11 protein-coding genes are annotated in these 10,318 nt (G+C 70.4%); 6 read left to right on the top strand and 5 right to left on the bottom strand.

The window, feature by feature from the left end:
- A partial coding sequence (locus tag H7I41_RS23440; RefSeq protein WP_264015023.1) for a serine/threonine-protein kinase occupies positions 1-1,193 on the bottom strand: 1,193 nt, incomplete at its 3' end.
- An 84-nt stretch (positions 1,194-1,277) separates the two neighbouring features.
- On the opposite strand from H7I41_RS23440, the gene H7I41_RS23445 reads away from it, so the two are divergent.
- Positions 1,278-1,622, top strand: coding sequence for a DUF7882 family protein (locus H7I41_RS23445; protein ID WP_264015024.1), 345 nt, complete (start codon positions 1,278-1,280; stop codon positions 1,620-1,622).
- A gap of 5 nt (positions 1,623-1,627) precedes the next feature.
- Here the strand turns inward: H7I41_RS23445 and H7I41_RS23450 are convergent, their stop codons facing one another.
- Entirely contained in the window at positions 1,628-2,728 is a 1,101-nt protein-coding gene (locus H7I41_RS23450) for a PDR/VanB family oxidoreductase (protein WP_264015025.1), read from the bottom strand.
- Positions 2,728-3,627, bottom strand: coding sequence for a metal-dependent hydrolase (locus H7I41_RS23455; RefSeq protein WP_264015026.1), 900 nt, complete (start codon positions 3,625-3,627; stop codon positions 2,728-2,730). Before H7I41_RS23455 ends, H7I41_RS23450 begins: the two co-directional genes overlap by 1 nt.
- 99 nt (positions 3,628-3,726) lie before the next feature.
- Here H7I41_RS23455 and H7I41_RS23460 point away from each other — a divergent pair, with 99 nt between their 5' ends.
- Together H7I41_RS23460 and H7I41_RS23465 are read left to right on the top strand one after the other, a co-directional pair.
- Positions 3,727-4,572 carry a lysophospholipid acyltransferase family protein gene (locus tag H7I41_RS23460; RefSeq protein WP_264015027.1) on the top strand — a complete coding sequence of 282 codons (846 nt, stop codon included), beginning with the start codon at positions 3,727-3,729 and terminating at the stop codon, positions 4,570-4,572.
- A complete protein-coding gene (locus tag H7I41_RS23465; RefSeq protein ID WP_264015028.1) occupies positions 4,572-5,006 on the top strand; it encodes an SRPBCC family protein in 435 nt (144 codons plus the stop codon). Before H7I41_RS23460 ends, H7I41_RS23465 begins: the two co-directional genes overlap by 1 nt.
- 19 nt (positions 5,007-5,025) lie before the next feature.
- Here H7I41_RS23465 and H7I41_RS23470 read toward each other — a convergent pair whose 3' ends face one another.
- Both H7I41_RS23470 and malQ read right to left on the bottom strand, forming a co-directional pair.
- Positions 5,026-5,445: a hypothetical protein gene (locus H7I41_RS23470; protein WP_264015029.1), complete on the bottom strand. Its 420-nt coding sequence runs from the start codon at positions 5,443-5,445 to the stop codon at positions 5,026-5,028.
- Between the two features lie 79 nt (positions 5,446-5,524).
- The gene (malQ, locus tag H7I41_RS23475) at positions 5,525-7,708 is read right to left on the bottom strand and encodes a 4-alpha-glucanotransferase (protein WP_264015030.1); all 2,184 of its coding nucleotides are present in this window, start codon (positions 7,706-7,708) and stop codon (positions 5,525-5,527) included.
- A gap of 178 nt (positions 7,709-7,886) precedes the next feature.
- Here malQ and H7I41_RS23480 point away from each other — a divergent pair, with 178 nt between their 5' ends.
- The 3 genes from H7I41_RS23480 to H7I41_RS23490 form a co-directional block, all read left to right on the top strand.
- Positions 7,887-8,495: a TetR/AcrR family transcriptional regulator gene (locus H7I41_RS23480; protein WP_264015031.1), complete on the top strand. Its 609-nt coding sequence runs from the start codon at positions 7,887-7,889 to the stop codon at positions 8,493-8,495.
- Positions 8,492-9,403: an SDR family NAD(P)-dependent oxidoreductase gene (locus tag H7I41_RS23485; RefSeq protein WP_264015032.1), complete on the top strand. Its 912-nt coding sequence runs from the start codon at positions 8,492-8,494 to the stop codon at positions 9,401-9,403. Before H7I41_RS23480 ends, H7I41_RS23485 begins: the two co-directional genes overlap by 4 nt.
- A gap of 21 nt (positions 9,404-9,424) precedes the next feature.
- A partial coding sequence (locus H7I41_RS23490; RefSeq protein WP_264015033.1) for an MFS transporter occupies positions 9,425-10,318 on the top strand: 894 nt, incomplete at its 3' end.

The raw sequence follows: 10,318 nt of genomic DNA on the forward strand, positions 1-10,318 counted from the left end.
GTGGCGGTGCTGCCGCCGGGCGAGCAGTCGGCGCCGCCCACCCCCGCCGCGGGTGCGGCCGCCGTTGTCGGCGGCGGCGACCCGGTCACGGTGTCCGTGGGGCTGGGCGGCGGCGGGGCGGGCGGAGCGGCGGGCGACGCGCTCGAGGACCGGACAGCGCTCGACGACGTGGGCGCCGCCGCCGGATCCGACGGGCGATCGTCGGCCCTGCGGAATTCCAGTGCGGCCACGGCGATGGCGACGATCAGCAGCACGGCGAGCACCGCGGGCACCACGACGGCGGGGCGCAGCGCTGTCCTGCGGGCCGGGGCGGGCGTGGTCGCCGTCGCGAGCCGGGTGTCGCCCGCGGCGCCGACACCCAACTGGTGGGCGAGGGCACGGGCGAAGTCGGCGCACCGCTCGTAGCGGTCGACCGGTTTTTTGGCCAGTGCCTTCGCCAGCACCGGATCCAGTGCCGCGAGCTCGGGACGCTGGGTGGCCAGGGCCGGCGGTGTCGAGGTGAGGTGCTGGCTGATCACCACCGCCGGATTGCTGTGCTGGAACGGCGGTGTGCCGGTCAGCAGATGAAAAGCGGTGGCGGCCAACGCGTACTGGTCGGCGCGACCGTCGAGCCGCTCGCCCATCAGCTGCTCGGGCGCGGCATAGGACACGGTGCCGACGGTCATGTTCGTGGCCGTCAGCCCGCTGATGTCGTCGGTCCACCTGGCGATGCCGAAGTCCGCGAGCAGGATCCGTTGCTCGCCGGACTCCGGATGCCCGAGCAGGATGTTGGCCGGTTTGACGTCGCGGTGCAGCAGGTTGCGCGCATGGGCGTAGTCGAGGGCGTCGGCCATGGCGGAGACGATGGCGAGCACCTCGCGCTGGGGCAGGCCGTCGGGATGGCGGTCGCGCATCAACCGGCCGGCATCGGTGCCCTCGACGTAATCCATCGAGATCCAGATCTGGCCGTCGTACTCGCCGCGGTCGTGCACGCCCACGATGTGGGGGTGCCACAGGGTGGCCGCGATGTCGGCCTCGCGGTGGAATCGCTGCCGGTACTCCTCGTCGGCGGACACCGTCGCGGGCAACACCTTGAGCGCGTCCTGGCGCGGGAGTCGTGGGTGCTGGGCCAGATACACCTCACCCATGCCGCCCCAACCGAGCAAGCGGACGATGGTGTAACCCGCGAACGTCGCCCCATCGGCCAACGGCATGGGCGAATAGTACGGCAGCGACGTCCCGAGTCAGAGAAAGTAGACGGTGACAGTTCAGCGTCGACGACCGAAGGGACGACCTCTGTGGCAACGGTTCATTCTGGCGGGCAGCCGATACCCGGCACGTTCACCAACCACTTCGTGGCCCATCTGCAGGCCGCGGTGGCTGCCCGGTTCGCCACCGGCAAGGGTTTCTTCCTGACCACGACGGGCCAGGGTGAGGGCGGCGCGGAGGTCACCACCAGTCACTGGCTGCACCCGGGCATCCCGCTGGCATTCAGCTACGACGTCTCCGGCGAGGACGGCGCCAAGGTGGCGCCGGTGGCGTTGGACCACAAGGAGATCGACGCGCTCACCGCGGCGATGGACCAGCCGAACGGGGTGCGCGGCAGCGACGGCGTGTGGTGGCCGTTCGCCGAGCACGTCTGAGGCCGCTACAGGTCGACGGTGAGCACGTGCCCCTCGGGCGCCCGTGACACGCAGGTCAGCATCATGCCTGCGGCGCGCTCCGGGCCGGTGAGCAGCGTGTCGCGATGGTCGACCTCGCCGTCGAGCACACGCGTGCGGCAGGTGCCGCAGAAACCCTGGCGGCAGGAATACGGCGCCTGCACGCCGGCCCGCGTCAACGCGGCGAGCAGGCTTTCGTCGGCGCCCACCCGGACGGTCACGCCGGAGGCGGCCGCGGCGGCGACGAACTCGGCGCCGTCGACCACCGGTGGCGCGGCGAACCGCTCGTAGTGCAGCTCGACATCACCGCGGCCTGCCAGCGCGGTGCGGATCACGTCGATCATGGGGGCGGGACCGCACGCATAGACCGATGCCCCGGCAGGATCGTCACCGAGCAGGTCGCGCGCTGTCGGCAGTCCGTCGATGTCGTCGGTGCGCACGGTGATGCGGTCGCCGAACCGGACCAGCTCGTCGAGGAACGGCAGGCTGTCGCGGGTGCGGCCGGTGTAGAGCATCGACCAGTCGACACCGAGGCGATGCGCCTGCTCGAGCATCGGCAGGATCGGGGTGATCCCGATGCCGCCTGCGACGAAGCGGAACCGGTGCGCCGGTGACCCGTAACCCGGCACGGTGAGCGGGAAGGCGTTGCGCGGGCCCAGCGTGCGGACGGTCGCGCCGATCCGCAGCGCCTCGTGCACCTCGATGGAACCGCCGCCACCGCCGGGGATCCGCCGCACGGCGATCCGGTAGCGGTCGGATGCCCCGGGGTCGCCGCACAGCGAGTACTGCCGGAGTAGACCGCTGGGGAGTCGGAGATCGATGTGAGCGCCCGGATGCCACCGCGGAAGCGGTGCGTCGTCACTTGCGGTCAATGTCACGGCGATGACGTCTTCGTCTTGGGCCACGACGCGGCGCCCGGAGACCCGCAGCCCGATCGCCCGGTCGACCTCGCGCGGCGGCGCCATGTTCCGGATCTTGCCCGTCATCCGCCACACCCCGGACACGACACCGTCGAGCATGCTGACGAACGGGTCGTGACGGGCTCGCCCGGAAACGCTCGGAGGAACGTCGCGGAACCGATCGAACATCACATGTGGGCCGCGCGGGCGGCGGGGGACCGGGCCAGATAGGCGACCGCCTGGGCTGTGGAACCCATCTGCTCCGGAGTAAACCCGGGTCGGAAATACGCCAGGGTATTGCTGCCGAAAAGTCTGCGGTACTTGGGCAGCAGACCCAGCTTGGAGTCGCGGGCGCGCAGCCGTTGCGTTTCCCACCAACCCATGTCCACCTGCGGATCGGCCTTCATCAGGAACGTGGCCCCGCGCTGGAAGAAGGTGTAGATGCCGATCATCGCCATCACCATGGCGCCGATGCGGTCGGTGTAGCTGTCATGGAAGTAGACGGCGACGTCATGGGCGACGTTGCGGTGCTCGACCTCTTCGCTGCCGTGCCAACGGAATACATCGGCCATGACCGGGTCGGCGCCGTGATGGTCCCATGTGCAGTTGAGTGCGAAGTCGCCCATCACTGCGGTGTAGTGCTCAATCGCCGCGATGAACCAGAGCCGGTCGCACAGGTGGTTCATCCGGCGCCTGGGGTCATCGGACTTCGACGGCGCGAGCACTCTGGCGAAGACGTACTCCACCTGATCGACCATCGGGGTCGGGTCGATACCGCGCTGCTCCATGAAGTCGTGCAGCAGCCGCTCGTGCACCTCGGCGTGCGCACCCTCCTGGCCGATGAAGCCTCGCATGTCCTCAGCCAGCCGCGGATCCTTCACGTACGGCAGCGCCTCGTTGTAGGTGGCGACGAACCACCGCTCGGCCGCAGGCAGGATCAGGTTCAGAAAGCTGATCAGATTGGACGCGACGGGGTGGTCAGGTATCCAGTGCAGCGGGACACCGGTGACGTCGAAGTGCACTTTGCGGGCCTGGATCTGAACCGGGCCCGGGTCGATCTCCCGCTCGAAGCGGCGCGGACGCAACATGGCTGACCTCCCGGGGCGCGGTGCCGATCACCCGCAGTCTACGACCGGTACGTGGGAACGCAGGTTTCGGCTAGTTGTGTGATGTCAATAACAGGGGGCATGGCAGGTATCGGCGACGCGCTCGAGTGGGCCAAGAAGCAGGTGTCGGCGCGGGTGCCCACCGCCGACCTCGATCAGCGCGATGCGGACTACATCCGGGAGCAATTGCCGGGGCTGTGGCTGCTGGCCTCGCTGTACTTCCGCGCCGACGTCAAGGGTCTGGACCGCATTCCCGCCGACGGCCCCGTGCTGCTGGTCGGCAATCACAGCGGCGGGAACCTGCCGCCCGACACCTTCGTGTTCACGCTGGCGTTCTGCTCGTACTTCGGGGTCGAGCGGCCGTTCTACCAGCTCGCACACAACCTGGTGGTGTCGATGCCCGGCCTGGGATCGCTGCGCAAGTTCGGCACCGTCGCGGCCAACCACGACAACGCGGTGATGGCGCTCGAATCCGGTGCCGCCCTACTGGTGTACCCGGGCGGCGACTACGAGGTGTTCCGGCCGTCCTGGAAACGCCACGACGTCGATTTCGGTGGCCGCAAGGGGTACGTGAAGCTCGCCCGCGAGGCCGGGGTGCCGATCGTTCCCGTCGCCAGCGTCGGCGGACAGGAGGCCGCACTGTTCCTCGATCGCGGTCAGTGGCTGGCCCGGCTGTTGCGGGTCGACAAGACGCTGCGGCTCAAGAGCGTGCCGATCGCCCTGGCCCCGCCGTGGGGACTGGTGGTCACCGACATGGTGCCGCGGCTCCCGCTGCCGACGAAGATCGCCATCGAGGTGCAGGACCCGATCGACGCCGACGACATCGCGGCCAGCGACGACGACGTCATCAACGACAAGGTGCTGAGCAGCCTGCAGGCCGGCGTGGACCGACTGGCGGCGCGGCGACGGTTCCCGGTGCTCGGCTGATGAGGCTGCAACGGAGCATCATCGTCGACGCCGATCGCGACGCGGTGTGGAAGCACGTGAGCGATCCGGACTGCTACCCGGAATTCATGGCCAACCTGGAGCGGTGGGAGACCGTGACCGACGGCGACGCCGGCATCGGAGCCCGCTACACCGCGCACTGGAAGATCGGCTCGGTGCCGGTCGGTGGGGTGATCGAGGTGGTCGAGTTCGACGACAGGCGGGATCTGGCCTGGATCGGCATCACCGGGATCACGATGCGAGGCCGGTTCCGGCTGCGGGACTGCGGCGACGGCAAGACGAAGGTGAATTTCCGGCTGGCCTACGAGGCGCCCGGCGGCCTGCTAGGGCTGATCGCCGACCGGGTCGCCGCGCGGCAGGTCGGCCGAACCATGAATCAGACGCTCGACAACCTGAGGACGATGTCAGAGACGTAGATAGCGAGCTGAGACGGGCTCAGCGCGCCGGGATGGGTCCGGCACCGGCGCCGGGTGCGCCCGCGATCGGCACCATCGGGGTCGGGGTAACCGTGGTGACGCCGTTCTTGCCGACCCTCGGTCCGCCCGCGGGGCCCATCGCCTTGAGCTGCTCCTCGGCTTTGGCCGAGCAGTCCAGCGTGAGCAGCATCTTGCCGACGGAGTTGATCTTCTGGGAGCCCACGAGGCACTGCGACTGCGGCAGGGCGCTGCCGACCGAACCGCTGAAGGTGGCCGTGATGCCCTGGCTCTTCAGAATCTGCTGCGCCTTGAGGTAGGGCTCGCCGACGACGTTGATCGAGCTGGCGTCGGCGGGCTGGGACCCGGCCGCTCCCGCGGTGATCAGGGCGGCCGCGCCGGTGGCGACGACTCCGGCGCCGAGCAGGACGAGCTTGTTCACGTGGCCTCCGTCGGATCGAGTGCGGTGCGAACATATCGCAGCTGTGACGATTGTGAAACCGGAGAAGAGTCCTGCGGCGTTACAGCGGCGGGTTGACCTGCTGAGCCATCGCCTCGGCCAGCCGGGCGGCCCGCGAGTCGGTGAACACGTCTTCCAGCAGCACCGGGCGACCGTCCGGGCCGCTCAGCGGGATCTGCCAGTTCGGATACTCGTCCGACGTCCCGGGCTGATTCTGGGTGCGGACGTCGCCGACGGCGTCGACCAGTGACAGCGCCAGCAGCTTCGACGGGGTGCGCCCGAGATAGCGGTGCAGTGCGAGCACCGTCTCCTCGACACCGGCGTCCTCGTCGAGGAGCCCGACCCGGCGCAGTTCGGCCCGCCACGCCGCCTGCTGGGCGCGGTCGTCGGCGAGTTCCTCCGCGGCGGGACGGGTCAGCAGCCCGAGCTCCTCGCGCAGCCGAACGTGTTCGCCGGCCAGATAGCCGGCGGTCGGGGGCAGGTCGTGGGTGGTGACCGAGGACAGGCAGCACTCCCGCCACCGTTCGGCCGGCAGTGGTCCCGGCGGGCTTTGGCCGTTGTCATTCCCCGACTCGCTGCGCTCCTGCCCGCCGTTGCTGTCGCGGTCCAGCTCGAACCACAGGATCGACGTGCCGAACACGCCCCGTTCGCCCAGGTAGTCGCGGACCCACGGCTCGACGGTGCCAAGATCCTCACCGACCACGACGGCGCCGGCGCGGTGCGCCTCGAGCGCGACGATGCCGATCATCGCCTCGTGGTCGTACCGGACATAGGTGCCCTCGGTCGGGGGTGCGCCGCGGGGGATCCACCACAGCCGGAACAGGCCGATGATGTGGTCGATGCGGACCCCGCCGGCATGCCGCAGCACCGCGTTGACCAGCGCCCGGAACGGCTCGTAGGCCTGCGCGACCAGTTCGTCGGGCCGCCATGGCGGCTGCGACCAGTCCTGGCCGAGCTGGTTGAACTCATCCGGCGGCGCTCCCGCGGTCACCCCCAGTGCGAGGACGTCCTGCAGCGCCCAGGCGTCGGCGCCGTTCGGGTCGACCCCGACGGCGAGGTCGGTCATGATGCCGAGGTCCATGCCGGCCTGCAGGGCGGTCGCCTGGGCGACCGTGAGCTGCTCGTCGAGCGCGAACTGCAGCCAGCGGTGGAAGTCGACGGTGGCGGCGTGGTCGCGGGCGAACTGCGCGACCGCGGCGCTGTCGGGGCGCCGGAACTCCTCGGGCCATTGATGCCAGTCGTTGCCGTGCCGCTCGGCCAGGGCACACCAGGTGGCGAACGCGTCCAGGCTGGCGCCCTCCCGGGTGCAGTAGGCCTCGTAGGCCAGCTGGCGGCCGGCCGACCACGGCACCTCGTAGACCTTCGCGAGTGCGGCGCGCTTGGCACGCCACACCGTGTCCCGATCGATCAGCTCGGCTCGGTCGGCCTTGTCCTGCACGCCGGCGCGGGCCTTGCGGATCCGGTTGCGGCCGCGGACGTAGGCGAACTCGGGGATGGCCTCCACCCGCAGGTACACCGGATTGACGTAGCGGCGCGAGGTCGGCAGGTACGGCGACGGTTCCATCGGCGGTGCGGGGGCCGCCGCGTGCAGGGGATTGACCAGGATGAAGCCGGCCTGGTGCCGGGCCGCCGACCAGACGGCGAGGTCGGCCAGGTCGGTGAGGTCGCCGATGCCCCAGGAGTTCCGCGACCGGACGCTGTAGAGCTGGGTGGCCAGCCCCCAGCTGCGCCGGGCGCCGAGCCGGGCGGGCAGTGCCAGCGTCGAGGGGGAGACCACCAGCGGTGTGTCGGCGTGCGTGGCGCCCGAGTGCATCAGCACGCGGTGATAGCCGAGCGGCAGGTCGTCGGGCACCTCGAAGCTGGCCTCACCGATCCGGCGGCCGTCGACCTCATAGGGGTCGCGGTTGTTCTCCAGCTGCCGCAGACCGGTGCGCTCGGTGCCGTCCTCCAGCCGCAGCGACACCTCGACGGGCTCGCCGTGTGTGACGTGCACCCAGAACGACGAGACAGCGCCGGAGCGGGCGAGCACGATCGGCGGCAGCGGACGCTGCCAGTACTCGCGCTCGTGGCCGGCCAGAGCGGCGGCGCGGTCGTCCTCGGTGTCCGCGGCCACGCCGAGGGCGGCGAGCACGGCGGTCAGGGTGGATTCCGCGACCGTCACCTGTCGACCGGTCCAGTCCTCGAATCGGGTGGCGACGCCGTAGCGCCCGGCGAGTTCGACGAGCGACGCGGGCAGTTCGGTCATGGCAGCCAATCTTGCCCGTAGTCGGTCGGCATCGCGGATCGAAGACTCCTCTCAGGACCTGCTGAATCTGTCGGGCCGGGCATTCCCGTTCTGCACGAACCTAATCCGCCGTCCCGGACGACGGGGCGCGGCTCCTGGTATGTTGTGACTGTAGCGATCCCTACAGAGGAGGTGCCCGATGACGCTGACGAAAAAGCAACAGCAGGGACAGACCTCGCGGGCGCACATCCTCGACGTCACCGAGCGCCTGATGGCCACCCGCGGCTACGCCGCGACGTCGATCAGCGACATCCAGCGGGCCTGCGGACTGCCGCCGAGTTCCATCTACTGGCACTTCGGGTCCAAGGAAGGGGTACTGGCGGCCGTCATGGAACGCGGCGCCGAGCGCTTCTTCGCCGCGATCCCCGACGCAGGCGCGGCCACCCCGCCCGAACAGCTCGAGGCCACCGCCCGGCTGCTCGCCCAGCACCCGGACTTCCTGCGGCTGTTCTACCTGCTGTCGCTCGAACGCCACGACGACACGGCGGTGGCCACGGTGGTGCGCCGGGTGCGCGACACCGCGATCGCGGGTTTCCGGTCGGCCATCGGTGCGATGTTGCCGCCGGACACCACGCCTCAGGTGGCCGCGCGGGTCGCCGACGAGCTGACCACGTTCGCGGTCGCCCAATCCGACGGCGTGTTCCTCGCCGATCACCTCGAACCCGGCCACACCGACGTCGAACGCATGTACCGCCGCCTCTTTCAGGCCATCACCGCACTCATCCCCGTACTCCTGGAGGAACAGTGACCGTCGACCGGACCGCCGTCATCACCGGCGCCAACAGCGGACTCGGTTTCGAGTGCGCGCGGGCGCTGCTCGACACCAACCCCTCGTGGCACATCGTGCTGGCGGTGCGCGACCCACACCGCGGAGCCGAGGCGGTGGACCGGCTCGGCAGCGCTGCGCGGTGCACGGTGCTGCCCCTCGATCTCGCGTCGCTGACCTCGGTGCGGGACTTCCCGACGCGTCTCGCGGAGCGGGAGCTGCCGCCGTTGCGGGCGCTGGTGTGCAACGCGGGGTTGCAGGTGGTCTCGGGTCTGGAACGGACCCCCGCCGGGGTGGAACTGACGTTCGGCGTCAACCACCTGGGCCATTTCGCGTTGGTCGACGGGCTGCTCGACCAGCTCGCGCCGCCGGCCCGCGTCGTGATCGTCAGCAGCGGAACCCACGATCCGGCCAAGTTCTCCGGCATGCCGAAACCGCAGTACACCTCGGCCGAGGAACTCGCCCACCCCGCCGGCGGGGCGTCGAGCGCCGCGGACGGTCGGCGTCGCTACACCACGTCGAAGCTGTGCAACGTGCTGTACGCCTACGAACTCGACCGGCGCCTGGACCGGGGACGCCGCGGCGTCACGGTGAACGCCTTCGACCCCGGCCTGATGCCCGGCTCCGGTCTGGCGCGCGACTACTCGACGGCACAACGATTCCTGTGGCGCCACCTGTTTCCCGCCCTGCGCGTGCTCCCGGGGGTGCGCAGCACCCGAGCCTCCGGCCGTCACCTGGCGGCGCTGGCCGCCGACCCGCGCTTCGACGACGTCACCGGGCGGTACTTCTCCGGGCGGCGGCCGATCCGCTCCTCGGCCGACAGCTACGACACCGACCGGGCCCGCGATCTCTGGGAGACCAGCGAACGCCTTCTCACCCTTGCCATTTAACGCCCGGTAGGGTTGGCGGCCATGGTGTCCGCAGAGCTCGGCGTGGCTGCGGTGCGCGACCGGCGGGCCCGGGTCGCGACGGCGGCCCTGTTCTTCACCAACGGCGCGCTGTTCGCCTCGCTGTTGCCGCGCTTCCCGGAGATCAAGGCGGATCTCGCGCTGTCCAACACCGTGTTCGGGCTGGCGGTGGCGGCGTTCTCCGGCGGCGCGTTCGTCGCCGGAATCGCGGCAGGCGCACTGATCCGGCGGTTCACCTCGGCCCGCGTCGGCGTGGCAGGCACCCTGGGCATCGCCGTGTTCGTGCTCCTCGCCGGTCTAGCGCCGTCGGGCGCGCTGTTCGCCGCTGCGCTGTTCGTCGCAGGCGCCTCCGACGCGGTGACCGACGTGGCCCAGAACGCACACGCGCTGCGGGTACAGCGCAACTACGGCCGTTCGATCATCAACTCGTTTCACGCGGTGTGGGCGTCCGGCGCCATCACCGGCGGACTCCTCGGCGCTGCGGCGATCGCCCTGGCTGTGCCTCGCGCCGTTCAACTGAGCTGCTCGGCAGTGGTGTTCAGCGCGACCGTGCTGATCGCCTACCGCTTCATGCTGACCGGCTCCGACCACGACGACCAACCCGCCGCGGCGTGGACCGGCGGGCAGCGGGCGGGACTGCGTGTCTACGCCGTGATCGGCGCACTCGCGACGATCGCCATCGCTGGCGCCGCGGTCGAGGACGCGGGAAGCACATGGGCGACGCTCTATCTGCGCGACAGCCTGGACGCGGCGGCGGCGGTCGCCCCGTTCGGCTACATCGCGCTGGTGGCGTGCATGTTCGTCGGCCGGCTGTTCGGCGACCGGCTGGTGGACCGGTTCGGCGAGGCGGCCGTCGCGCGGGCCGGCGGCGCCGTCGCCGCCGCGGGAATGGGCGCT

Source organism: [Mycobacterium] manitobense, from assembly GCF_025821665.1.
GTDB classification, from domain to species: Bacteria; Actinomycetota; Actinomycetes; order Mycobacteriales; family Mycobacteriaceae; genus Mycobacterium; species Mycobacterium arseniciresistens.